General features: G+C 68.7%; 28 protein-coding genes. 11 read left to right on the forward strand and 17 right to left on the reverse strand.

Annotated elements, in window-relative coordinates:
* Position 1 precedes the first annotated feature (1 nt).
* Together BJ988_RS09805 and BJ988_RS09810 are read left to right on the forward strand one after the other, a co-directional pair.
* Positions 2 to 619, forward strand: coding sequence for a GyrI-like domain-containing protein (locus BJ988_RS09805; RefSeq protein WP_179657819.1), 618 nt, complete (start codon positions 2 to 4; stop codon positions 617 to 619).
* A 122-nt stretch (positions 620 to 741) separates the two neighbouring features.
* The gene (locus BJ988_RS09810) at positions 742 to 2,103 is read left to right on the forward strand and encodes a lipase family protein (RefSeq protein ID WP_218860717.1); all 1,362 of its coding nucleotides are present in this window, start codon (positions 742 to 744) and stop codon (positions 2,101 to 2,103) included.
* Here BJ988_RS09810 and ddaH read toward each other — a convergent pair.
* Positions 2,094 to 2,864, reverse strand: coding sequence for a dimethylargininase (gene ddaH / locus BJ988_RS09815; protein WP_179657820.1), 771 nt, complete (start codon positions 2,862 to 2,864; stop codon positions 2,094 to 2,096). The genes BJ988_RS09810 and ddaH overlap by 10 nt on opposite strands.
* A 77-nt stretch (positions 2,865 to 2,941) precedes the next feature.
* Here ddaH and BJ988_RS09820 point away from each other — a divergent pair, with 77 nt between their 5' ends.
* Positions 2,942 to 3,574 (forward strand): class I SAM-dependent methyltransferase, encoded by a 633-nt coding sequence (locus BJ988_RS09820; protein ID WP_179657821.1) that lies wholly within the window; start codon positions 2,942 to 2,944, stop codon positions 3,572 to 3,574.
* Positions 3,575 to 3,608: 34 nt separating this feature from the next.
* Here BJ988_RS09820 and BJ988_RS09825 read toward each other — a convergent pair whose 3' ends face one another.
* From BJ988_RS09825 to BJ988_RS09855, 7 genes are all read right to left on the reverse strand, one after another.
* Positions 3,609 to 4,091: a GNAT family N-acetyltransferase gene (locus BJ988_RS09825; RefSeq protein WP_179657822.1), complete on the reverse strand. Its 483-nt coding sequence runs from the start codon at positions 4,089 to 4,091 to the stop codon at positions 3,609 to 3,611.
* 21 nt (positions 4,092 to 4,112) lie between these two features.
* The gene (locus tag BJ988_RS09830; protein ID WP_179657823.1) at positions 4,113 to 4,574 is read right to left on the reverse strand and encodes a VOC family protein; all 462 of its coding nucleotides are present in this window, start codon (positions 4,572 to 4,574) and stop codon (positions 4,113 to 4,115) included.
* 39 nt (positions 4,575 to 4,613) lie between these two features.
* Entirely contained in the window at positions 4,614 to 5,096 is a 483-nt protein-coding gene (locus tag BJ988_RS09835) for a DUF6069 family protein (RefSeq protein ID WP_218860718.1), read from the reverse strand.
* A 132-nt stretch (positions 5,097 to 5,228) separates the two neighbouring features.
* A complete protein-coding gene (locus BJ988_RS09840; RefSeq protein ID WP_179657824.1) occupies positions 5,229 to 7,580 on the reverse strand; it encodes an ATP-binding cassette domain-containing protein in 2,352 nt (783 codons plus the stop codon).
* 62 nt (positions 7,581 to 7,642) lie between these two features.
* Positions 7,643 to 8,098 carry a nitroreductase family deazaflavin-dependent oxidoreductase gene (locus BJ988_RS09845; protein ID WP_179657825.1) on the reverse strand — a complete coding sequence of 152 codons (456 nt, stop codon included), beginning with the start codon at positions 8,096 to 8,098 and terminating at the stop codon, positions 7,643 to 7,645.
* A gap of 62 nt (positions 8,099 to 8,160) precedes the next feature.
* Positions 8,161 to 8,583: a VOC family protein gene (locus tag BJ988_RS09850; protein ID WP_179657826.1), complete on the reverse strand. Its 423-nt coding sequence runs from the start codon at positions 8,581 to 8,583 to the stop codon at positions 8,161 to 8,163.
* Between the two features lie 5 nt (positions 8,584 to 8,588).
* Complete coding sequence (locus tag BJ988_RS09855) at positions 8,589 to 9,065, reverse strand: helix-turn-helix transcriptional regulator (RefSeq protein WP_343051552.1); 477 nt, start codon at positions 9,063 to 9,065, stop codon at positions 8,589 to 8,591.
* A 116-nt stretch (positions 9,066 to 9,181) separates the two neighbouring features.
* Here BJ988_RS09855 and BJ988_RS09860 point away from each other — a divergent pair, with 116 nt between their 5' ends.
* Entirely contained in the window at positions 9,182 to 9,352 is a 171-nt protein-coding gene (locus BJ988_RS09860) for a hypothetical protein (protein ID WP_179657828.1), read from the forward strand.
* A gap of 10 nt (positions 9,353 to 9,362) precedes the next feature.
* Here the strand turns inward: BJ988_RS09860 and BJ988_RS09865 are convergent, their stop codons facing one another.
* Positions 9,363 to 10,034 (reverse strand): response regulator, encoded by a 672-nt coding sequence (locus tag BJ988_RS09865; RefSeq protein ID WP_179657829.1) that lies wholly within the window; start codon positions 10,032 to 10,034, stop codon positions 9,363 to 9,365.
* Positions 10,031 to 11,236 (reverse strand): sensor histidine kinase, encoded by a 1,206-nt coding sequence (locus BJ988_RS09870; protein ID WP_179657830.1) that lies wholly within the window; start codon positions 11,234 to 11,236, stop codon positions 10,031 to 10,033. Before BJ988_RS09870 ends, BJ988_RS09865 begins: the two co-directional genes overlap by 4 nt.
* A gap of 131 nt (positions 11,237 to 11,367) precedes the next feature.
* Between BJ988_RS09870 and BJ988_RS09875 the strand changes: the two genes are divergently transcribed.
* The 5 genes from BJ988_RS09875 to BJ988_RS09895 all read left to right on the forward strand — a co-directional run bounded on the left by BJ988_RS09875 (position 11,368) and on the right by BJ988_RS09895 (position 15,931).
* Entirely contained in the window at positions 11,368 to 12,285 is a 918-nt protein-coding gene (locus tag BJ988_RS09875; protein WP_179657831.1) for an ABC transporter ATP-binding protein, read from the forward strand.
* A complete protein-coding gene (locus BJ988_RS09880; protein ID WP_179657832.1) occupies positions 12,282 to 13,127 on the forward strand; it encodes an ABC transporter permease in 846 nt (281 codons plus the stop codon). Before BJ988_RS09875 ends, BJ988_RS09880 begins: the two co-directional genes overlap by 4 nt.
* Before the next feature lie 148 nt (positions 13,128 to 13,275).
* The gene (locus tag BJ988_RS09885; protein WP_179657833.1) at positions 13,276 to 14,208 is read left to right on the forward strand and encodes a MetQ/NlpA family ABC transporter substrate-binding protein; all 933 of its coding nucleotides are present in this window, start codon (positions 13,276 to 13,278) and stop codon (positions 14,206 to 14,208) included.
* Positions 14,205 to 15,251, forward strand: a complete 1,047-nt coding sequence (locus tag BJ988_RS09890; RefSeq protein ID WP_179657834.1) for an ATP-binding cassette domain-containing protein — start codon at positions 14,205 to 14,207, stop codon at positions 15,249 to 15,251. Before BJ988_RS09885 ends, BJ988_RS09890 begins: the two co-directional genes overlap by 4 nt.
* A complete protein-coding gene (locus BJ988_RS09895) occupies positions 15,251 to 15,931 on the forward strand; it encodes a methionine ABC transporter permease (RefSeq protein WP_179657835.1) in 681 nt (226 codons plus the stop codon). The genes BJ988_RS09890 and BJ988_RS09895 overlap by 1 nt, the downstream gene beginning before the upstream one ends.
* 27 nt (positions 15,932 to 15,958) lie before the next feature.
* Here the strand turns inward: BJ988_RS09895 and BJ988_RS09900 are convergent, their stop codons facing one another.
* From BJ988_RS09900 to BJ988_RS09920, 5 genes are all read right to left on the reverse strand, one after another.
* A complete protein-coding gene (locus tag BJ988_RS09900; RefSeq protein ID WP_179657836.1) occupies positions 15,959 to 16,750 on the reverse strand; it encodes a class I SAM-dependent methyltransferase in 792 nt (263 codons plus the stop codon).
* A 47-nt stretch (positions 16,751 to 16,797) separates the two neighbouring features.
* Positions 16,798 to 17,100, reverse strand: coding sequence for a hypothetical protein (locus BJ988_RS09905; RefSeq protein ID WP_179657837.1), 303 nt, complete (start codon positions 17,098 to 17,100; stop codon positions 16,798 to 16,800).
* A 119-nt stretch (positions 17,101 to 17,219) separates the two neighbouring features.
* Positions 17,220 to 17,996, reverse strand: coding sequence for an SDR family oxidoreductase (locus tag BJ988_RS09910; RefSeq protein WP_218860722.1), 777 nt, complete (start codon positions 17,994 to 17,996; stop codon positions 17,220 to 17,222).
* Between the two features lie 5 nt (positions 17,997 to 18,001).
* Positions 18,002 to 18,499 (reverse strand): DUF4919 domain-containing protein, encoded by a 498-nt coding sequence (locus BJ988_RS09915; protein WP_179657838.1) that lies wholly within the window; start codon positions 18,497 to 18,499, stop codon positions 18,002 to 18,004.
* A 117-nt stretch (positions 18,500 to 18,616) separates the two neighbouring features.
* Complete coding sequence (locus tag BJ988_RS09920; RefSeq protein WP_246321453.1) at positions 18,617 to 19,621, reverse strand: LLM class flavin-dependent oxidoreductase; 1,005 nt, start codon at positions 19,619 to 19,621, stop codon at positions 18,617 to 18,619.
* 758 nt (positions 19,622 to 20,379) lie between these two features.
* Here BJ988_RS09920 and BJ988_RS09925 point away from each other — a divergent pair.
* Positions 20,380 to 21,075 carry an alpha/beta fold hydrolase gene (locus BJ988_RS09925; RefSeq protein ID WP_179657840.1) on the forward strand — a complete coding sequence of 232 codons (696 nt, stop codon included), beginning with the start codon at positions 20,380 to 20,382 and terminating at the stop codon, positions 21,073 to 21,075.
* A 43-nt stretch (positions 21,076 to 21,118) separates the two neighbouring features.
* Positions 21,119 to 22,015, forward strand: coding sequence for a transglycosylase SLT domain-containing protein (locus BJ988_RS31295; protein ID WP_179657841.1), 897 nt, complete (start codon positions 21,119 to 21,121; stop codon positions 22,013 to 22,015).
* 30 nt (positions 22,016 to 22,045) lie between these two features.
* Here the strand turns inward: BJ988_RS31295 and BJ988_RS09935 are convergent, their stop codons facing one another.
* Positions 22,046 to 22,549, reverse strand: a complete 504-nt coding sequence (locus tag BJ988_RS09935; protein WP_179657842.1) for a GNAT family N-acetyltransferase — start codon at positions 22,547 to 22,549, stop codon at positions 22,046 to 22,048.
* 47 nt (positions 22,550 to 22,596) lie between these two features.
* A complete protein-coding gene (locus tag BJ988_RS09940; protein ID WP_179657843.1) occupies positions 22,597 to 23,625 on the reverse strand; it encodes a zinc-dependent alcohol dehydrogenase family protein in 1,029 nt (342 codons plus the stop codon).
* Positions 23,626 to 23,712: the final 87 nt, after the last annotated feature.

The raw sequence follows: 23,712 nt of genomic DNA on the forward strand, positions 1-23,712 counted from the left end.
CATGGCGGCGAAGACGGACCTGAAGAAGACGCTCGACAGCTATCGGGCGCGCCGGGGTGAGTTCCGAGTGCTCGAGGTGCCCCCACTCCCCTACCTGATGGTCGACGGGCACGGCGACCCCAACGCCGGTGGCGAGTACGCGGACGCGCTCGCGGCGCTCTACCCGGTGGCGTACAAGCTGAAGTTCGCCAGCAAGAGCGAGGGCCACGACTATGTGGTGCCGCCGCTGGAGGCGCTGTGGTGGGCCGAGGACATGGACGCGTTCACCCGGGCGCGGGACAAGTCGCAGTGGGACTGGACCGCGATGATCATGACGCCGGACTGGATCACCGCGGAGATGTTCGACGAGGCGGTGGCGAGGGTCGGCGCGAAAGACCGCCCGGCGAGTCTGAGCAAGGTGCGGCTAGAGACGCTCGTTGAGGGCACCTGCGTGCAGACCCTGCACATCGGGCCGTACGACGACGAGGGCCCGGTGCTCGCGGAGATGCACGATCGGTTCATCCCCGACCAGGGCCTCCGGCTGACTGGGAGGCACCACGAGATCTACCTCGGCGACCCGCGGCGGGTCGAGCCGGCCAAGCTGCGGACGATCCTTCGTCAGCCCGTCCTTCGGGCGTGACCCGAGCCGCCGAAGTTTCGGTGTACAAATGTTGACTCAAACTCTTGTCGACGTGAGCGGGCTCACATTACTCTTCAGTAACCCGGGACCGAGGAGTCCCGCTGAGTGAGGAGAGTTCCCCCATGCCTCTGCACACATCGAGGGCGATGCTGGCCACCGCTCTGGCCGTCGCCGCGGTCTCCCCAGCCGCACTGACCACCCTGGCCGTCCCGGCTGCCGCCGCTGCCAATGCTGCCGACAACAGCACGACCGTCGTCTCCCGCGGAGTCGAGATCCCCGAGTTCTACAACCCGCCGGCGACCCTCCCGGAGTCCGACGGTGACCTCGTCCGGACCGAGCCACTCCCCCTCGGCATCGGTCTCACGATCCCGGGCATCGGATCGCTGCCGGGAACCGCGACCCGGGTCATGTACAAGACCACCGACAACAACGGCGCCCCGGCCGCGGTCACCGGCGCCTATATCGAGCCGTTCGCTGCCTGGGGCGGCACGGGCGATCGCCCCTTGGTCGTCGTCGCGCCAGGCACCATGGGCCAGGGCGACCAGTGCTCGGCCTCGCTCGGACTCGAACGACCGATCTTCTTCAACGGCAGGACCGTCTCGGTGGGGTACGAGGACATCGGGATCTACCGCCTGCTGGCGCGCGGCGTCGCGGTGATGGTGACCGACTACGTCGGGCTGGGCGCCACCGACCGGCTCCACACCTATGTCGACCGGGTCGACGGCGGCCACGCCGTACTGGACGCCGCACGGGCGGCGCGTCAGATTCCGGATACGTCGGTGACGAGCGCGTCGCGGGTGGCGCTCTACGGCTACAGCCAGGGTGGCGGCGCGACCGGGTCGGCCGCCGAGCTCCACCCGACGTACGCTCCCGACGTCAACCTCGTCGGCGCCTACGTCGGCGCGCCGCCGGCCGATCTGCGGGCGACGGCTCGAGGTATCGACGGCTCCGCCCTGGTGGCAGCGCTGGGTTGGACGATCAACGGTCTGGCGCAGTCCAACCCGGAGCTGCGGCCGATCCTGGACGAGAACCTCAACCAGACCGGCAAGGCGGCGCTCGAGGATCTCTCGACGGCCTGCGTCGCCGACGGCATCGTCCGCTACCCGTTCCGTCGGAGCAGCAGCTGGACGGTCTCCGGGGAGAGCCTCGACGACGTCATCGAGCGCGAGCCCACGGTGGAGGCGATCATCGCCGAGCAGAAGATCGGGACCATCGCACCGCGAATCCCCGTACGCCTGGCCACCGGCACCGAGGACGACATCGTTCCGCACGAGCAGGCCCGCCAGCTGGCCGTCGACTGGTGCGGTCAGGGCGCCCAGGTGACCTACAAGGCGGTCGTCCTGCCCAATCTGGGCGACGGGCTGATCACCAACCACATCACGCCGCTGCTCGTCGACCAGACCGCTGCGGTCAGCTGGATCACCGACCGGTTCAAGGGCGTCGCCGGCAGCTCCAACTGTGCGACCCTGCCGAGTCAGCCCTGAGCTGCTCGTAGCCGCACGGACAGGCAGGTGACGCAGCCTTCGAGCTTCTCGAACTCGGAGATGTCGACCGCCATGACCACGTAGCCACGCTCCTCGAACATCGCTCTGCTCAGCGGCGCCGAGGCGGCCATCAGCAGCGTGTCGTCATCGAGGACGACCACGTGGGAGCCCGATTCCTCCGGGACCGGCAGGAACCGGGCTCCCCACATGCTCGGGTCGTCGACCAGCGGCTCGTGGCCGATCACGGTGCCGTCGGGCAGTGCTGTGACGGCCGACTTGAGATGGAGCACCTTCGAGACCGGGACGGCGACGACCTCGGCGCCCAACGGGGCGAGCAGTGCGCGGAGCTGGGCGATGCCGTCGGCGTTCGTACGCCCGCCCTCCCCCACCCACACGGTGTTCTCGTGCTTGAGCACGTCCCCGCCGTCGAGTGTCCCGGGTGCCTCGATGTGGGCGATCCGGTAGCCACGTGCGCGGACGGCGTCCTCGGCGGCACCGATCTCGGGGCGCCGTTCCAGCGCACCCGGCCGGCTGATCACGGCCAGATCTGCGAAGACGACCATCGTGTCCTCGACGAAGACGGAGTCCGGGCAGTCGTCGGCCTGGTCGACCTCGTGGATGATCCAGCCGGCGGCACCCATCGCGGCTACGTACGCCTCCCACTGCTGGTGAGCGAGGTCGATGTCGACCGGGCTCCGCTCGATGTGGGTGACGAGGCCGTCGGCGAGGCGGGGCGAGGGGCGGCGTACGAGAGCGTGCATGGGTGAGAGTATCGCCGACCGAGGCGACCGCCCTCAGATGCACACCGCAGTGCGTCGTAGGTGCGTAGTTTGGTGCCATGAGCGATGACGAGGGACGCAGGATGTTCGAGCCGGAGTCGTGGGAGGAGCGCTACGCCGGAGAGGAGAAGGTCTGGAGCGGCAACCCGAACCCGCAGCTCGTGGCCGAGGTGTCCGCGCTGGCACCGGGCACGGCGCTCGACGTCGGCTGCGGCGAGGGCGGCGACGTCATCTGGCTCGCACAGCAGGGCTGGACGGTCACCGGCGCCGACTTCTCCGCGAAGGGCCTGGAGCGTGCGGCTCGCCACGCCGAGGACGCCGGCGTCGCGGATCGTACGTCCTGGTGGCAGGTCGATGCCCGCACCTTCGATGCGGAAGGCCGGAAGTTCGACCTGGTCACGTGCCATTTCCTGCACACGCCGGACGGGAGCATGGTCGAGGTCGCCGGCCGGCTGGCCACCGCGGTCGCACCCGGTGGCCATCTCCTGATCGTCGGCCACGCGCCCTCGGTGGTCTTCGCGCACCACAGCCACCATGACGCGATGTTCCTGGCCGAGGACCTGCTTCCCGGCCTTCCCGAGGGATTCGAGCCGGTCGTCGTCGAGCAGCGCCCCCGCTCCGTCGTCCGTGACGGCGTCGAGGTCGACATCGACGACTCGACCCTGCTCGCCCGGCGGCCGCGCTCGGTGTGAAGGAAGCTGTTCCTTCACACCCGAGGCGCGTCCCTCAGCCGCGAACCATGCGGCGCTCGATGCCGACCGGGTCGACCTTGGTCTCGCCGTCGAACCGGAACCCCTGGCGCTCGTAGAACGCCGTGGCGCGCTGGTTGCCGTCCAGGACCCACAGGTACGCCGCCGATGACCCGATCGTCTTCTCGAGCAGCGCGTGGCCGAGGCCGGTCCCGTATCTCTCTGCTCGGACGTAGAGGGCGGTGAGCTCCAGCGTTGGCAACCCTGGAGCATCGTCGCGAGCGGTCCCGGCGCTGGCGAACCCCAGCAACCGGCCCGGCTCCTCCCCCTCGGCCACCACGCTGGAGAACCGGCCAGTCTGGATGTTCGTACGCCACCGGTCGACCCTCGCCGACCGCTGAGAGCGTCGTTCGATGAGGATCTCGTCCGGGATCAGACCGGTGTACGCCTCCTCCCACACATCGAGGTGGAGGTCGGTCAACGCCTCGGCATCATCGAGAGCGACTGGTCTGATCAACATGCCGTGAGGATAGGGAACCGCTCAGTCGAGGCACCACTCGTTTCCCTCGGGGTCCTGCATGACGATGAAGCCGTGGCTCATCGGCGGGTCGGGCTCGAAACGGCGCACGCGGGTGGCGCCGAGCGCGACGACGCGCTCGCACTCCGCCTCGAGTGCGGCCATCCGCTCCTCCCCCTGCAGCCCTGGAGCAGCCCGGACGTCGAGGTGGACGCGGTTCTTGGCGGTCTTGGACTCCGGCACCCGCTGGAAGAAGACGCGCGGACCGGTGCCTGCGGGATCCTCGATGGCCGAAGCGTTGTTGCGTTCGTCTGCAGGCACCCCGACACGAGCGAGGAACTCGTCCCACGCGTCCAGGGGATCGCTGCCCTGGGGGACCTCGACCCCCGGCGGGCCTGGGTGGACGTAGCCGAGGACGTCACGCCAGAACGTGGAGAGCGCGCGTGGGTCGTGCGCGTCGAAGGTGACCTGGAAAGCGAATGTCATGGCACCACCATGGCACCGAATCAGGACGGAGGGCTTCCGCTATCGGCGATGGGCAGGAGCGCGCAGCCCGAGGCCGCGGCGCTCCTCCATCCGCAGCGCGATCATCGGGACCACGATCGCGGCGGCGAGGATGTGCGTCAGGCACAGGACACCGACGAAGGCCAGGTCGAACTCGAAGAACGGCAGCACGTCGGGGACCAGGGAGAGCCCGGTGAGCACGATGGCAGTGATCTGGAACGTCGAGCGGGGCAGCTTGGCGACCCGGATCGTCACCTCGGCGATGATGATGCCGATCAGCGAGCAGCAGACGGTCAGCAGCGGGAACGCCGAGATGGGTACGTCGCCGAGGCTGCTGCCGAAGTCGACACCTGCCGTCTTGGCGATCACCGCGGTCAGGGTCGTGGCGACCGCGGCGATGGCCGTGGCCACCAGTCCGCGCGGCCAGACCGGCGCCGGTCGCGCCGGCACGCGAGCGATCTCCACCGGCGGGGTCTGCCTGTGCTCGGGAAGGTAGAGGGTCATCTCGGGTGCTCCTTGATTGATACTGCAACCAATTCACACTAGATGTGACCCTCTACCTCGACCGCATTCAGATGCCCGCAAACAGGCGTGATTCCCGCCACTTGAGGCGCTACGCCCGCTTCCGGTCCAGCGTCAAGCCCCGACGTACGCCGCCAGGTGCTCGCCGGTCAGCGTCGACTTCTTCGCGACGAGCTCGGCCGGCGTGCCTTCGAAGACGACCAGCCCGCCGTCGTGACCGGCGCCCGGGCCGAGGTCGATGATCCAGTCGGCATGGGCCATGACGGCCTGGTGGTGCTCGATCACGATCACCGACTTGCCGGCATCGACCAGCTTGTCCAGCAGCGCGAGCAGGTTGTCGACGTCGGCCAGGTGGAGGCCGGTGGTCGGCTCGTCCAGGACGTACGTCCCGCCCTTGTCCCCCAGGTGCATGGCCAGCTTGATCCGCTGCCGCTCGCCACCGGAGAGGGTGTTGAGCGGCTGGCCCAGCTTGAGATAGCCGAGGCCGACGTCGGACATCCGCTCCAGGATCTTGGCCGCGGGGGGCACCTTCGACTCCCCCTCGGAGAAGAACGCGAGCGCCTTCGCGACGGACAGGTCGAGCACCTCGGCGATGTTGAGCCCGCCCAGGCGGTATTCGAGCACCAGCGGCTGGAACCGCTTGCCACCGCAGTCCTCGCACGGCGACGCGACAGTCTCCATGAAGCCGAGCTCGGTGTAGATCATCCCGTTGCCCTTGCAGGTCGGGCAGGCGCCCTCGGAGTTGGCCGAGAAGAGCGCCGGCTTGACATCATTCGCCTTGGCGAACGCCTTCCGGATGGGCTCGAGAAGACCGGTGTACGTCGCCGGGTTGCTGCGGCGCGACCCCTTGATCGCGCTCTGGTCGACGAACTCGACCTCGGTGCCAGGAGGGATGGAGCCGTGGATCAGCGACGACTTCCCCGACCCGGCGACACCGGTGACGACCGTCAGCACGCCGAGCGGCACGTCCACGTCGACGTTACGGAGGTTGTGCGAGGTCGCCCCGCGGATCTCCAGATACCCCTTCGGCTCGCGCACCGTCTCCTTCACCGAGGCGCGGTGACCGAGGTGGCGCCCGGTCAGCGTGTCGGCGACGGCGAGCTCCTCGTAGGTGCCCTCGAAGCAGATCGTGCCGCCGTCGCTGCCGGCGCCCGGACCGAGGTCGACGATGCGGTCGGCGATCGCGATGGTCTCCGGCTTGTGCTCGACGACCAGGACGGTGTTGCCCTTGTCGCGCAGGTCGAGGAGCAGCTTGTTCATCCGCTGGATGTCGTGCGGGTGCAGACCGACGGTCGGCTCGTCGAAGACATAGGTCACGTCGGTCAACGCCGAACCCAGGTGGCGGACCATCTTCGTACGCTGCGCCTCACCACCGCTCAGGGTGCCCGAGGGCCGGTCGAAGGAGAGATAGCCGAGGCCGATCTCGGTCATCGAGTCGCACAGGTGGAGCAGTGAGCCGATCAGCGGCGCGACGCCCGGCTCATCGATGCCGCGCAGCCACTCGGCGAGGTCGGTGATCTGCATGGCACAGACCTCGGCGATGTCGATGCCTCTGACCTTCGAGGAGCGAGCCGACTCGTTGAGCCGGGTGCCCTCGCAGGTCGGGCACGGTGCGAAGACGGCGGCACGTTCCACGAACGCCTTGATGTGCGGCTGCAGCTGCTCGGGATCCTTGCTGAAGACCGACTCGCGCAGCTTGGGGATGAGGCCCTGGTAGGTCATGTTCATCCCGAGCGCCTTGATCTTCCCCTTCTCCTTGTAGAGGAAGTCGTGACGCTCGGTCTCGGTGTAGTCGCGGATCGGCTTGTCCCCGTCGAGCAGCCCCGTCTCGGAGAATCCCTTCACCATCCAGCCGTCGGGCTTGTAGCCGGGCACGAGGATGGCGCCCTCGTTGAGCGACTTGGACTCATCGACGATGGCGCCGAGGTCGAGGTCTGAGGCGACGCCACGGCCGTCGCACGCCGGGCACATGCCGCCGAGGTAGGTCTCCTGCTTGATGACGTTCTTCTTGCCGGACTCCGTGACCGAGACGCCGCCGACCTTCGTGGTCGGGATGTTGAACGAGAACGCGGTCGGGCCGCCGATGTGAGGCGTCCCCAACCGGGAGAAGAGCTGGCGCAGCATCGCGTGGCCGTCGGTCACCGTGCCCAGCGTCGAGCGGGGGTTGGCGCCGAGCCGCTCCTGGTCGACCAGGATGGCGGTCGTCAGCCCTTCCATCGCGTCCACCTCGGGCCGCGGGAGGCTGGGCATGAACCCCTGGATGAAGGTCGAATAGGTCTCGTCGATGAGGCGTCGCGACTCCGCCGCGATCGTGCCGAAGACCAGCGACGACTTCCCGGAGCCCGACACCCCGGTGAACACCGAGAGCCGGCGCTTGGGGATCTCGACCGAGACGTCCTTCAGGTTGTTCTGCCTGGCCCCTTGGACGCGGATCAGGTCGTGGTTGTCAGCACTTTGCTCGCTCATGCCGTTCAGGCTAGATCGTGACCCGGCAGGTGCGCCTCCGGATTCGTCGTGTCCCACCCGTCTCACCGCGGCAGCAGACGGATCAGCGGGTAGACCCGGTCGGACTTGGCCTGGTATTTCGCGATCTGCGGCGACTTCTCCGCCACGACCTGCCAGACCCGCTCGCGCTCCGTGCCCTCGAGGCGCTCGGGGACGGCGCGGACCGGCTCACCACCCGGAAGCTCGTACGCCGCCTGGTCGGGTTTCCCGAACAGGTTGGCGTGCCAGTCCGGGTGATGCGCGCCGCCGCCCGAGGCGACGACGACCCGCCCGCCGGCGCCGTCGTCGAACCACGCCAGCGGCGTCTCCCGAGGCTCGCCGCTGCGCCTGCCCACGGTGTGCAGCACGAGGACATCCATGCCCCAGAACTTGCCCTTCCCCTTACGCACCTTGCGGATCAGCCGCGCGTTGGCGCGGTGCTGCATCCAGCGGGAGAGTTTCCCCGGCGTACCGGGCTTCTTCGTCTCTGTCTGTGTCATCGGTCTTCTCCTGGTCACGAGCGTCCGGCGGCGGCATGAAACCTGCGCTGCACATGACTCGACTACTTGACCTGCTGCATGCGGACGGTGTTGCCGGCCGGGTCCCGGAACGCGCAGTCGCGCTGGCCCCAGTCCTGGTCGGTCGGCTCCTGCATGACCTCGGCGCCGCTCTTGTCCAGCGATCCCTGGATCTGTGCGAAGACCGCATCCAGGTCCGGCGTGGCGAGCATGATCGAGGCGTAGGTGCCCTTCGCCATCATCTCGAGGACGACCTTGCTCTCCTCCTCGGTGACGGCGGGGTCGGCGTTCGGCGGATACAGAACGATGTTGGAGTCAGCACGCCCGACCGGGCCGAGCGTGAGCCAGCGCATGTTCTCGTAGCCGACGTCCTTGCGCAGCTCGAAGCCGAGAGTGTCGCGGTAGAAGGCCAGCGATGCCTCGGGGTCGGTGTGCGGAAGGAAAGTGACGTGAATGCTGATGTCCATGACCCTCACGGTAGGTAGGGGTCAGGCACCTTTGCTTCTCTATTCCTGATCGATGTCCGTCTGATCGGTCGGGTGACCTGCTTGGCGACGCACGGCGGGAGACCGGCCTCGCCGGCGACGGCCTTGTCGCGGTAGGTGCTCGGCGACATCCCGACGAGCTCGCTGAACCGCGTCGAGAACGTGCCCAGAGAGGAGAACCCGACCTCGAAGCAGATGTCGGTGACGCTGAGGTCGCCGCGCCGCAGCAGGGTCATCGCCCGCTCGACGCGGCGGGTCATCAGGTAGGAGTAGGGCGGCTCGCCGTATGCCTTCTTGAACTCCCGGCTCAGGTGGCCCGACGACATGTGCACGCCACGGGCCAGCGCCTCCACGTCCAGCGGCCGCGCGTACTCCCTGTCGATCCGGTCCTTCACCCGCCGCAGCAGCTTCAGGTCGCGAAGCCGCTGCTCCTGGCTCTGCCCGCCATTGGGCTTGCTGGTCACGCTGTCGATCATCCCATTTTGATGAATCTGCCGCGGGTTGAAGCAGAAGTGTCGAATTCGGGCGCCCACACTCGTGGAACAGGTGAAGGAACAACAGACACGGATAGGAGAAAGTCATGTGGGATACAGCTCAGAACCCCGAGAACACCAACGTACGCAGCTTCCCGGTGTCGCACTTCCTGCCGTGCCAGCGGTGCGGCCACGAGGTGCACACCTACCTCGCCTGCAGCGACACCTGCTCGTGCGCCCCGGTCATCATGCCCGGCAGCGTCCCGCTGGCCGCCTAGATCTCGACCTCTAGACCCTCAGACCAGACTCGATCGCGAAGACGACGAGCTGGGCGCGGTCGCGAGCATGCAGCTTCACCATCGCCCGCGAGACGTGCGTGCGGACGGTATCGGGACTTACCACCAGCTCGGCGGCGATCTCGGCGTTGGAGCGACCGGTGGCCACCCAGGCGACCATCTCCCGCTCACGCTCGGTCAGGTCGCCGAGCCGCGGATGCGGGTTCGCCGCCCGACGGGAGGAGCCGAACTCCTCGATCACCCGCTTCGTCACCGTCGGCGCGAGCAACGAGCCACCGTCGGCGACGACCCGGATCGCATCCAGCAGCGCGACCGGCTCGGCATCCTTGAGCAGGAACCCGCTCGCTCCCAGACGCAGCGCCTCGAAGACGTACTCGTCGAGCTCGAAGGTCGTCAGCATCACCACCCGTACGTCCTGGAGCGAGGAGTCGCGGGTCACCTGCTCGAGCATCCCGAGGCCGTCGAGGACCGGCATCCGGATGTCGCACAGGACGACGTCGGGGTGGGTGCGCCGCAGCATCGGCAGCGCCGCGCTCCCGTCCGAGGCCTCGCCGACGACCTCCAGGTCGGGCTCGGCGCCGATCATGGTCGCCAGACCCATCCGGACGAGGGGCTGGTCATCGACCAGAGCAACCCTGATCTTCTTCTGATCAGCAGTGCTCATGCCAGCCCCTCCGCCGAATCCGCTGAGGACCCAGAAAGCGGAATCGAAGCCCGCAGCCGGAAGCCCCGTACCTCCGGCCCCGCATCCAGGGTGCCCCCAAGTTCCTCCACGCGCGACCGCATTCCCACAATTCCCATCCCTGAGCCTTTCTCAACGCTGGAAATGTCCGATCCCCGCCCGTCGTCACGCACGGTCACCACCAGCTCGGTCGCCGAGACCGATAGGACCGAGACCTCGGCCCGCGATGCTTCCGCATGCCGCAGCACGTTGGTGAGCCCCTCCTGGACCACGGCGTACGCAGCCCGTGCCGCCTCCGCCGGCACCGACTCGGCCTCGAGCCGTAGCGAGACCTCCAGGCCGCCGGTGCGCACCCGCTCGACCAGTGCGGGCAGGTCGGCGAGCCCGTGCTCCGGCGCCCGTGGCGCCGATCCGGCGTCGGGCGCCGCGTCGGTCAGCCGGGCCAGCTGCCTGCGCAGCAGGTCGAGCGACTCCTTGCTCTCTGCCCGGATCGCCTCCAGGTTTCGGCGGGCCGCCTCGGGGTCGCGGTCGAGCACGTGCAGCGCGGCGCCGGCCTGCATCGCGATCACGGCCAGGCCGTGTCCGACCCCGTCGTGCAGGTCCGCGGCCATCCGCACCCGTTCGTCGCTGACCGCCCGGCGCTGCCGTTGGGCCCGGGCCTCGTTACGCGCTCGCAGCGCGGTCGCGATCGCACCGCAGGCGGCGATGATCGCGACCTGGCCGATGGCCTGCCAGATCGACAGGTCGCTCTCGAGGCTCGGGCCGTGGCCGCCCGCACCCTCGGACCACCACGGCGGCCCCTGTCCGACCTGCGACCCTGATCCGGGCCGGTCGGGGTTCAGCATCATCCCGGCGACAGCGAGCGCGGTGCCCCCGACCGCCCAGCCGACCCAGCGACGCAACGGCAGCGACAGCGCGACCGCGAAGGTGACGGCGGGCAGCACGAAGAAGATCGGCCCGGGACCGTAGCCGGCGATGAAGTAGGCCCCGACGCACAGCCCGCTGACCGCGACGACCCAGCCGCGGTGCTGGTGCAGCAGCACGGGGAAGATCGCCACCAGGGCGAGCACGGCGACCAGGAACGTCGAACCGCCGGCACCGCTCCGCGAGGCGGTGGCCAGCGATCCGACCACCACGAACACCACGACCAGCCACGGCAGCGGGTGACGACGTAGCCAGGACATGGACACACCGTAGTTCGCGCGGGCGCCCGAGGCGTACGACATCGTGGGGCAACCCACTACGCAGATCTGCGTAACCCAGGTCGTCGCTGAGGGCGACGCCACCACGGCCCCGCTGCGGGAGCGTGGTCGCCATGAACGAACTCGTGGTTGAGACCGACGGGCTGACCAAACGTTACGGCGACCGGCTTGCCGTCGACCGGGTCAGCATGACCGTCAAGCGTGGAGAGGTGTACGGCTTCCTCGGCCCCAACGGGGCCGGGAAGACGACCACCTTGCGGATGATGCTCGGCCTGATCCGGCCCACCGCCGGATCCGCCAGCGTCCTGGGCCGGCCCGCCGGGCGGCCCGAGGTCACGGCCAGGATCGGCGCGCTGATCGAAGGCCCTGGCTTCTACCCCTACCTGAACGGCCGCGACAACCTGCGCACGATGGCGCGCTACCAGGGGCTTCCGGACGCCGAGGTCGATCGGGTGCTCGAGATGGTCGATCTGAGCTCGCGTTCGCGCGATGCCTTCAAGGGCTACTCGCTCGGGATGAAGCAGCGGCTCGGGGTCGCGGCGGCGATGCTCGGCTCCCCCGACCTCCTGGTGCTGGACGAGCCCACCAACGGCCTCGACCCGGCCGGGATGGCCGACATGCGAGCACTGGTCGTCTCCTTGGCCGCAGCCGGTCAGACCGTGCTCCTCTCCAGCCACCTCCTCGCCGAGGTGCAGGAGATCTGCGACCGCGTCGGCGTCATCGACCAGGGCCGGCTCCTGCGGGAGTCCACGGTGGCCGAGCTGCGCGGCGGGGCGACTCTGCGGATCCGGGCCACGCCCGAGGACACCGCGCTGGCGGTCGTCATGCGGATGGCCGGTGACGAAGGTGTACGCCGCGTCGGCAACGAGTGGCTCGAGGTTGATCTTCCGGCCTCGGCAGCACCGGACGTCGTACGTCATCTGGTCTCCCGGTCCGTCGACGTCCACGAGGTCACCGTCGCGGAGCGTTCCTTGGAGGACGCCTTCTTCGAGATGACCAGCACCGGCGCCGGAGAGGAGCTCGTGTCATGACCGCGTTCCTGAACAGCACCCGCGCGGAGCTCCTGCGCCTGCGCAAGTGGTCGGCGATCTGGGTGATCATCGGCGCCGGTCAGGCGCTGACCCTCTCTTTCGGGTACGTCTTCAACTACGTCGCCTACAAGACGGGTGATGAGAACTTCGCCGAAGACGGCGCGACCAGCGCCCAGCTGCTCGCAGAGGTGATGCCGAGCGCGATCCCGGACGTCATCATCAGCGGGCTGCCGATGTTCGGCGGCGCTCTGGCGATGGTCGTCGGCGCCCTGGTCGCAGGCAACGGGTTCGGGTGGGGCACCTGGAAGACCGTCTTCACCCAGGGTCCGAGCCGATCCGCCGCCGTCGGCGGCTCGCTGGCCGCGGTGACCGTGTTCGTGCTCGTGATGATGACGGCGACGCTGGTTCTGTGCACGGGGGTCTCGGTCGCGATCGCGGCGGCCGAGGGCCAGTCGATCACCATGCCGGCCCTGACCGATCTGGCGCAGTCGTTCGGCGCCGGGTTCCTGATGCTGGAGATGTGGGCGCTGCTCGGGTTCCTGGTCGGGGTGCTCGTCAAGGGGCCCGCCCTCGCCGTCGGCCTCGGCCTGGTCTGGTCGCTGGTGGTCGAGAACCTGCTCCGTGGCGTGGGCAGCCTGCTCTCCGGGGTCGGGACCGTCACCGAGGCGCTCCCCGGCACCGCGGGCGGGTCCCTCGCCGGAGCGATCATCGGCGGACCCAACGGAACCCCGGGAGTCCTGGACGCGATCTCGGGTGAGCGGGCGCTGGTCACCGTCACCGCGTACGTCCTGGTCGCGGCCATCGCCGCAGTGGTGGTGATGAGACGCCGCGACCTGGCGTGAACGGCACCTAACACACCTCGAGGCATGTCGATGACATGATCTCGGGGTGTGGTCGCGCGAGCGAGTGTGATGCTCGTTAAGTCTACTGTGTTGGTGGACAACAACCACGTTGCCCAAGCACTCTCAACGCCAGAAGAGGTTCCCACCCGTGTCCTCCAGCACGCCCGAGCCCACCCCGCTCATCGAGGCTCCCAAGTCAAAGCTCCCGCTGATCATCGGGATCGTCGTCGCCGCGCTTGTGATCGGCGGCCTCGCGTTCTTCCTCACCCGTGACGACGACTCCGGCAGCGACCTCACCAAGGTCACCATCGGCGTCGTCGGTGCCGACGATCCCTACTGGGAGACCTTCCAGGATGCCGCTCGCGAGGAGGGCATCGACCTCGTGGTCAAGAACTTCAGCGACTACAACCAGCCCAACCCGGCACTGTCCGAGGGCGAGCTGGACCTCAACCAGTTCCAGCACATCATTTTCCTGGCCGACTACAACGTCCAGAACGACGACGACCTGGTGGCGCTCGGCTCCACCGCGACCTATCCACTGGGGCTCTACTCCTCGAAGTACAAGAGCCTCGATGAGATCAAGGCCGGCGAGACCGTGATCGTGCCCGACGACGAGACCAACCAGGCCCGTGGTCTGGTCCTGCTCCAGTCCGAGGGTCTGATCAAGCTGACCGACGGCGGCACCCCGTTCAGCACCGTCAAGGAGGTCGACCCCTCCTCCAAGGTGAAGATCAAGGCGGTCCAGGCCTCGATCACCGCCTCCTCGCTTCCCGACGTCGCTGCGGCGATCATCAACAACGACTTCGTCGAGGACGCCGGCCTGAAGTTCGAGGACGCGTTGGTGACCGACGACCCCTCTGACCCGAAGGCGCTCCCCTACGTCAACATCTTCGCCGTACGCACCGAGGACAAGGACAACCCGACGTACAAGAAGCTCGTCGAGATCTTCCAGAACAACGAGGACGTGCAGAAGGGGGTCTACGAGACCTCCGGTGACACCGCCGAGATGGTGAAGATCCCGGTCGAGGACCTGCAGAAGTCGCTCGATGACACCGAGAAGCAGGTCAAGGGGCGTCAGTGACGCACCAGGGAACCGGCGCGGTGCCGCTGGTGCGGCTCCGCGACGTCACCAAGACCTACCCCGCGGCGAAGGGCCGCAACGAGGTACACGCCGTGGTCGACGTCGACCTGGACATCGCCGCCGGCGATGTCCAGGCGATCGTCGGCTACTCGGGAGCCGGCAAGTCCACCCTGGTCCGGCTGCTCAACGGACTCGAGCCGGCCACCGCGGGCTCCATCCAGGTGGGCGGCACCGAGCTGGTCGGTCTGCGTGAGCGGCAGCTGCGGCCGATCCGGTTGGGCATCGGGATGATCTTCCAGCAGTTCAACCTCTTCGAGTCGCGTACGGTCTGGGGAAACCTGGCCTACCCGCTGCAGATCGCCGGCGTCGCCAAGGCCGAGCAGCAGCGCCGGATCTCCGAGCTGCTCCACTTCGTCGGGCTCCCCGACAAGGCCCACACCTACCCGCGCAACCTCTCGGGCGGACAGAAGCAGCGCGTCGGCATCGCCCGCGCGCTCACCACCAACCCCTCGCTCCTGCTGGCCGACGAGGCCACCAGCGCGCTCGACCCGGAGACCACCCACGAGGTGCTCCGGCTCCTGAAGCGGGTCAACGAGGAGTTCGGCACCACCATCGTGGCCATCACCCACGAGATGGAGGTCGTGCGTGAGCTCGCCGACCACGTCGCGGTCATGGAGAGCGGCCGGATCGTCGAGTCCGGGCCGGTCTACGACGTCTTCTCGGCTCCGCAGCAGCCGGTGACCCGGCGCTTCGTCGGCACCGTCGTCGACGACGAGCCATCCACCGACGCGCTGGCCGCGCTGCGCTCTCGCCATCCCGGCCGGTTCGTGAAGGTCGAGCTGCGCGAGGGTGGCCCTCGCCAGACCGACATCTTCGCGGTGCTCCACGAGCGCGGGATCGCCTTCGAGCTCGTCTTCGGCGGCATCGAGGAGATCCAGGGCGCCACCTTCGGCAACCTCACCCTCTCCCTCGACGGCCCCGCCACCTCTGTCGACGAGGCCGTACGTGAGCTGGCTGCCCTCGTCCCCGCCAAGGAGCTGTGATGCTGACCGCTCTCCCCACCGACACCCGCCTCGGCGAGCTGTGGCCCGACATCTGGCAGGCCACCGGCGAGACCCTGCTCATGGTCGCGCTGACGATGCTGATCGGCGGCAGCCTGGGCCTCATCCTCGGGCTGGGGCTCTACCTGACCCGCAAGGGCGGGCTCTACGAGAACGTGATCGTCTCGTTCGTCCTCAACGTGCTGGTCAACTTCTTCCGGCCCATCCCGTTCATCATCTTCATCGCCGCCGTCCAGCCGGCCGCACGACTGATCGTCGGCACCGGCATCGGCACGCCCGCGGTCGTCTTCTCCCTGGTCCTGGCTGCCATGTTCGGCATCGCCCGGATCGTCGAGCAGAATCTCGTCTCCGTCCCGCCCGGCGTCATCGAGGCCGCTCGCGCGATGGGCGCCACGCGTGCCCGGATCGCCGCGACGGTGGTCGTGCCCGAGGCGATGGCGCCGGTGATCCTCGGCTACACCTTCGCCTTCGTCGCGGTCGTCGACATGTCCGCGGTCGCCGGTCTCATCGCCGGCGGTGGCCTGGGCAGCTTCGCCCAGACCTTCGGCTACCGCCAGTACGACCCGGCCGTGACCTGGGTCTGTGTGCTCATCCTGGTCGGGCTGGTGCAGGTCATCCAGCTCCTCGGCAACACGCTCTCGGCCCGGATCCTGCGGCGCTGAGGCCGGGCTGAGGCTCGGGCTCGCTCCTCAGGCGCGAGCCAGGATCTCGCCGTGGAGGACGGAGAACCAGCCGTCCTCGGCAGCCGCCCACGACCGCCACCCGTCCGCAATCCGGGCGAGGTCGGCGGTTGTGGCGTCTCCGGAGTCGACAAGCTGGCGGGCGACCGCCGAGTCGGTGAACCGGTCCGCCCACATGCCGCCCCACCAGGCCCGGTCCTCGGGGTCGGCGAAGCACCAGGTGCTCGAGGTCGCGGTGATGTCGGCGAATCCGGCCGCACGCGCCCAGGAGACCAGCCGCCGCCCGGCGTCGGGCTCGCCGCCGTTGGCTCTCGCAGCGTCGCGGTAGAGCCGCAGCCACTCGGTCAGCTCGGTCGACTCCGGCCACCAGACGAATCCCGCGTAGTCGCTGTCGCGCACGGCCACGATCCCGCCCGGCCTCGTCACCCGCCTCATCTCCCGCAGCGCCTGCACCGGGTCTGCCACGTGCTGCAGCACCTGATGGGCGTGGACGACGTCGTAGGCATCGTTCTCGATGCTCAACGCGTGCACGTCCTCGACCCGGAAGTCGACGTTCGTCGCTCCCCCGCTCTCGGCGGCCTGCCGGGAGAGCTCGATCTCCGCCTCCCCGATCTCGGTGGCGGTCACCCGTGCGACCCGGCCGGCGAGGTCGAGCGTGATCGTCCCCGGTCCGGCGCCGACGTCGAGCAGCCGCTGCTCAGGCTCCAGGTGCGGCAGCAGGTAGGCAGCGGAATTCTCCGCCGTACGCCACCTGTGCGAGCGCAGGACCGACTCGTGATGGCCGTGGGTGTAGGTCGACATGCGCCGACTCTACGCGGGGAATCCCGCAAAGTGAGACGTGAATCTCGCTATGCGGTCATTCGCGGGAGCGAACGGCCGGCGCCGCCGAGGCGCCGTCGACCCCAGAGGACACCGCCCACGAGCCCACCGAGGAGCAGCGTGTTGAGCACGATCACCACACCGGTCTCGAACGGATCCGCACCGCCACCCGGCCGCGCGTCCTCGGGCGCCACCTCGCGACGGTCGAACCCGACCTGACCCTGGTCGGACGCCCTCAGCCCCTCGGCCGCCGCCGGCGCGGCCAACGCCGCGGCGGCGAAGACGAGGGCGACCGTCCCGGCGAGCAGAATCCGCAAGATGCGACTCATCATGCTTCCGAGGGTGCGCGCCGGCCCCGTCAGGAAGCCGACGCGCGCCGTCCCTACCGGCAACGACCCGGTGAACATTCAGAACCCGCCGTGCCGACCACTACCGATTCGGCCGGGCAGGATCAGGTTGAGATCAGCCGATTGAAGAGCCGGTTGGCCCAGCTCGGGCTGACTTCGGAGATGCCCATGAGGACCCTGGCCTTGGTGCCGACTCCTCGGTGGACGCCACCGAGGAGACCGTGGGCGCTGGTTGCGGCCGCATAGACAGACTCGGCGACGTCGTCGGCGGTGAGCGAGACCTTGAGCCGCCGCAGCGCTGGGAAGTCGTGGCCCCACACCATCGAGGTGTCGGTGAAGAGCGGCCACAGGGCCGTCACGGTGATCCCGTCCGCGGACCATTCCAGGTCGAGAGCCTCGGAGAGGCCGCGTACGGCGAACTTGGTGGCGGAGTAGATCGCCATCCCCGGCTGGCCGTAGATCGCCGAGGCCGAGGCGAGGTTGACGACGTGGGAGCCGCGACGCAGGAACGGGCGCGCCAGGTGGCAACCGTTGACGAGGCCCTTGAGGTTGACGTCGATGATCGCCTGCTGCCGGTCCAACGGCACGTCGGCGAACCTGCCGATCGAGATGATCCCGGCGTTGTTCACGAGTACGTCGAGGCTGCCCCCGCTCACGGCGACGAAGCCATCCAGGGCGTCCCGCCAGGACGCCGCTTCACGGACGTCCAGGGGGCCGGTGACCACGTCCCCGCTCAGCACCTCGACCTCGGTGGCCAGGGACGCCAAGCCGTCGAGGTCGACGTCATAGGCGCCGACCAGCCACCCCTCACGGGCGAAGCGCAGCGCGGTCGCACGGCCGATGCCGGCGGCCGCGCCGGTGATCAGCACCGACCTGGGCACCGTCGTCAGCTCCTGGCGAGTTCGGTGGTGATCTCGAAGAACCAGACCGTCGAGTCGGTGCACACGATCCGGTCCAGGTTGCCGACAGCGACCTGTGAACGCGGTGTCTTGCCCGAGGCCAGCACGACGTCGTAGGCGTCGCTGGTGCGAAGCACCGACCACGGGTCGGACTCGGTGCCGTCGCCGGTGCTGATGATGCTGTCGAGGGCCGCTTGCGCCAGGATCGACTCGCGCTGAGCCTGCTCGGGGTTGCCGAGGCCACGCTGGGCGTCGGCGAGTGCGGCGTGGGCCGAGGGGCTGAAGATCGCGCCGGGCATCAGTCCGTGGACTGCGGCGACCGCGCCGGCGTAGTCGCCGACCGACATCATCGGGGCGATCATCTCGGTGATCTCGAGATCGGGCCGGAAGTTGGGAGCCTCGAGGATCGCCTCGCGCAAGGCTCTCAGCGACTCCGGGTCGGGGTCGCGAAGATAGACGTCGAGCAGCTCAGCGTACGTAGCCAACAGGGTCCCCTTTGAATATCGGTCGCCCTGCACGGTAGCAATTGCGCATCCATGCTGGGCGGTTGACAACGATTATGCGCCCTATTGTGACCCGGAGGTCGAGCGGCCCGAACCTCGCTATCGCCAACCGAGCGCAGGGGCGACGTGGGTCAGGATGCTCTCCAGCACATGTGCGTTGTAGTCGACGCCGAGCTGGTTCGGGACGGTGAGCAGCAGCGTGTCGGCGGCCTGGATCGCCTCGTCCTCGGCCAGCTCCTCGACCAGGACGTCGGGCTCGGCGGCGTACGAGCGCCCGAAGATGGCGCGGGTCTGGTCGTCGATGTTGCCGATCTGGTCCTTGGTCTGCCGATCGAGGCCGAAGTAGCCACGGTCCTCGTCGTTGACCAGGGCGAAGATGGATCGTGAGACCGACACGCGCGGCTCCCGCACGTGACCGGCCTCCTTCCAGGCTTCGCGGTACGCCTCGATCTGCTCCCGCTGCTGGATGTGGAACGGCTTGCCGTTCTCGTCGTTCTTGAGGGTCGAGCTCTGCAGGTTCAGGCCGAGGCCGGCAGCCCAGCGTGCGGTCGCCAGCGAGCTCGATCCCCACCAGATCCGGTCACGCAGGGTCTCGGAGTAAGGCTCGACCCGGAGCTTTCCGGGCGGGTTGGGGAACATCGGCCGGGGGTTGGGCTCGGCGAACTGCGCTCCTTCGATGATCTTCAGATAGGTCTCGGTGTGCGCACGGGCCATGGCGGCCTCGGAGGCGTTCTCGCCGGGGTCGTAGCCGAAGTAGCGCCACCCGTCGATGACCTGCTCGGGTGAGCCTCGGCTGATCCCGAGCTGCAGGCGTTCACCGGAGATCAGGTCGGCGGCCGCGGAGTCCTCGGCCATGTAGAGCGGGTTCTCGTAGCGCATGTCGATAACCCCGGTGCCGATCTCGATCTTCGAGGTGCGGGCGCCGATCGCGGAGAGCAGCGGGAAGGGCGAGGCGTACTGCCGAGCGAAGTGATGGACCCGGAAGTAAGCGCCGTCGACACCCAGCTCCTCGGCGGCGACCGCGAGGTCGATGCCCTGGATCAGCGCGTCCCGTGCCGACTGAGTCTGCGAGTAGGGCGACGGTGTCCAGTGGCCGAAAGACAAGAATCCGATGTTCTTCACAGGTAGTAGAACTATCAACAGACCCGCAGGATTCCCGCCGCCCGGGCCCGAGCGGTGTCCAGCCCGAGTCGGCTGGACGACCTGGGACCTTCGCCTCTGTGTGTTCTGCTCTCCGGAACCGTGGTCGAGCTGACACCACCTTGTCGGTGGTCGAGCGCCGGTCTGCGTTCTGTTCTCATTCCATCAACACCGCGAGAGCGCCCCCTTACCCGCCGTAAAGCGGACGTCTACGCGGCACCAACAGCAGGCCCTTATGAGTTTATCTATCGGTCGACCGAATAAGCATATCGGTCGACTGACCAGGGAAAACATCGTCTCGGCGTGTTGTCCCAGCCCTTCCGGAATTGAGGATTATCGTGTTACATATCAGGCAGTTCACCGATACAGATTCACCGATATAGGCCAATCACCATTCTCTGGGGGATGAATTAATTATGTGGGACACCGTTGAGGTGCAAAGCTTCACGCTTTCTCACGACATGCCGTGCCGCGACTGCGGCCACGCACGTCATCGCTTCTTGCCGTGTGACGCCGACTGCGACTGCCGCGCCCACGAGGTCGCGGAGCTACTGGAGGGCGCCGGCGCTCGCTGAACCGAACTGACGTCAGCTGTCTCGGGCGTCCAGCATGGTGACCACCGCAGCCGCGGTGGTCACCGTTCTTTTGCGCGAAAACCGGCAAGGTCGGAATCGAGTGAGTGGCGGAAGCGGATCGTCCGCATCCAGGTGCAGGATCACCGCATGGACATCGTTCTCGTACCCGACCTCTGGCTGGACGCCTCCTCATGGGACCTCGTCGTCCCCCATCTGACCGCCGCCGGTCGCACGCCGCGACCGCTCACCCTGCCCGGCCTCGAGTCGGCCGAGACGGACCGCTCCGGCGTGCACGTCGCCGACCAGGTCGCCGCTGTGGTCGCCGCCATCGACGAGTCCGCTGAGCCGGTGATCCTCGTCGGGCACTCGATGGGCTGCGCGGTGGCCGGCGCAGCGCTGGACGCCCGCGTCGACAAGGTCGCGACCGTGGTCTACGTCGGCGGCTGGCCGGCGGAGCCGGGCATGATCCCGGCCAAGAACTTCCCGACCGACGGCGCCGACCTGCCGCCGGTGCCGTGGGAGGAGTTCGACGAGGCCGACCTACGCGACCTCGACCGCGCCGCCTTCGAAGCGCTGCTGCGGCCCTCCCCCGCCAGCCTGACCTCCGAGCCGTTCGAGCTCGGCGACGAACGCCGCTACTCGGTGCCGGCGGTCTTCGTCTGCCCCGAGTACACCGCCGCCGACCTGAAGGAATGGGTCGCAGACGGCACCGAGTCGGTCGCCGCCATCCCGAAGCACAACGACGTCACCTACGTCGACCTGCCCACCGGACACTGGCCGCAGCTGAGCAAGCCGGCCGAGCTCGCCACCATCATCGATCAGAGCATCGCGCCGAGCGCCTAGGAGCTTCTGGGACGCGCCACCGGCTTCGGGTAGCGTCGGGTGCGTGCGCATTCGGCTCGCCGCCCTGACCGCCATCGCAGCCGTTTCGGCGCTTGTCGCCGGCTGCGGGAGCGAGCCGTCCTCGGATCCTGGCCGCAGTCCGTCCGCGTCGTCGCTGGCCCAGCCCTCGACGACGCCTGCGCCCCCGAAGACGATCCCTCTCGACGACGAGTCGGTGCCGCTGGCCGAGCGCGTCACCCAGGCGATGGCAACGGTCGCCTCCGGAAGCCCCGGGACCGAGGACGTACGCGAGGCCGCCCTGTTCGAGCAGACGGCCGCTCGCGACCTCGCCCGGAGTCCGGAGGCGGAGACCGGCGACGTCCTGGGCGCGCTCGGTCGAGCAGACCGCGCCCAGCTGGAGGCGGACATCGCCGCGGCGCGCGAGCTCATGGTGATGACCGACGCGCAGCCGAAGCTGCCTGACTGGAAGATCGTGACGCCGCCGAGGCCCGACCAGCTGCGGCGGCTCTACCGCAAGGCGCAGCAGGAGACGGGGACGCCGTGGGAGTACCTGGCGGCCGTCCATCTGGTCGAGACCCGGATGGGCCGCATCCGCGGCACGAGCACCGCGGGCGCGCAGGGCCCGATGCAGTTCCTGCCCTCGACCTTCGCCCAGTACGGCGCCGGTGGCGACATCAACGACCCCGGCGACGCGATCATGGCCGCCGGTCGCATGCTCGCCAACAACGGCGCCCCCGGTGACATGTCCGGCGCCCTGTGGTCCTACAACCACTCCGACCGGTACGTGGCCGCCGTCAGCGCCTACGCCGAGCAGATGAGACGCGAGCCCGCTGCGTACGACCTCTACTGGCACTGGCAGGTCCTCTACCGCCACCAGGACGGCACCATGATGCTCCCCGAGGGCTACCCGGACGAGAAGCCGGTACGCATCGCCGACTGACCCACCGAGAGCCGGCCGCTCCGGCGGGTCTCAGTAAGGCCGCTCGACGGCGTACTGCACGAGGCTGACTTCCTCGCCCCGATAGGTGTCGGTGCCGTGGCGGCCGGTCTCGATGAAGCCGGTGGCCTTGAAGAGCTTCTTGGCGCGGTCGTTGGTCTCGTGGGTCTCGGCCCAGATCCGGCTCAGGTCGAGGACGGAGAAGCCGTAGGTGAGGGCGGTCTTGATGGCCCGCTGGCCGAGGCCCTGGCCCCAGCGCGAGCTCGGGCCGATGGCGATGCCGAGCTCGCGGGTGTCGGGGGCGAGGCCATGGAGGTCGGCGTAGCCGACGACCTCCTCGTCGAGCTCCACGGCGAGCCTGATGAGCTCGGGCGGCGGCGCGTCGATCAGCCGGCGCCAGTGGCGGAGGTGACCGTCGCGGTCGCGCTCCGGCCAGCCGTTGGCGATCCGGAACTCCTCGTCCTGTGCCCAGTCGGCGAAGACGTGTTCGTCACCCGGTGACAGCGGACGAAGGCGCATGGTGTCGGTGCGGGGCATCGGCCGAGTCTCTCAGATCCGCGGCCCGGCCGATCCCCCACCCGGGATCAGTAGGTGAGCTGGACCTTGGTCGCGAGCCGCTCGTCCATCAGTCGGTAGCCCTCGGCGGCCTCGGCGAACGGCAGCGCCTTGTCGAAGACCAGACCTGGGTTGATGGTGCCTTCCAGGGTGAGGCGCAGGAGGTCGGGCAGGTAGCGGCGTACCGGCGCCATCCCGCCCTTGAGACCCACGTTGGTGCGGAAGAGCGCGTTGACCGGGAGGTTGACGTCGTGCGGGACACCGACGAACCCGACGGTCGCGCCTGGGCGTGCGACCTTCGAGGCAGTCTTGAAGGACTGGTCGGTGCCCACGCACTCGAGGACGTAGTCGGCGCCGATGCCGCCGGTGAGCTCGCGTACGGCGGCCTCACCCTCCTTCCCGCGGGCGACGACGATATCGGTGGCGCCGAACTTCTTGGCGATCTCCTGGCGGGTCTCGTGGCGCGACATCGCGACGACCCGCTCGGCGCCGAGCTGGGCGGCCGCGAGCACGCCGCACAGGCCGACCGCCCCGTCACCGACGACGACCGCGGTGCCGCCCCTGGCGCCGGATCCGAGGCCGGACATCACCGCGGCGTGCCAGCCGGTGGCCATCACGTCGGTGAGCGCGAGCAGGTCGGGATACATCGCCGGGTCCGGCGTCTCGTCGAGCTTGACCAGCGAGCCGTCGGCCTGGTTGACCAGCGCGTACTCGCTCTGGCCGCTGACGGTGAAGCCGAGGTTGTCGCAGACCGACTGGACGCCGGCGAGGCAGTGCGGACAGGTGTTGTCGCAGTGGTCGAAGGGGACGATCACGAAGTCGCCGGGCTTGAAGTCGCGTACGTCGGCGCCGACCTCCTCGATGACGCCGATGCACTCGTGACCGATGGTGCGCGGCTCCTCGATCTCGCCGTTGGCGCCGCGGTAGTTCCACAGGTCGGAGCCGCAGATGCAGGAGCCGACCACCTTCACGATCGCGTCGGTGGTCTTTACCAGTGTCGGATCGGGTACCTGGGTGAAGCGGATGTCGCCCACCCCGTGGATCGTCGTCGCATGCATGGTGGCATCCTGTCACCCGGCGTACGACCGTGTTGCACACAGTGGCCCTCCGGGGACGGGCCCACAGTGCAGGAACGAATCGCCGAC

The organism is Nocardioides panzhihuensis (assembly GCF_013408335.1).
GTDB classification, from domain to species: domain Bacteria; phylum Actinomycetota; class Actinomycetes; order Propionibacteriales; family Nocardioidaceae; genus Nocardioides; species Nocardioides panzhihuensis.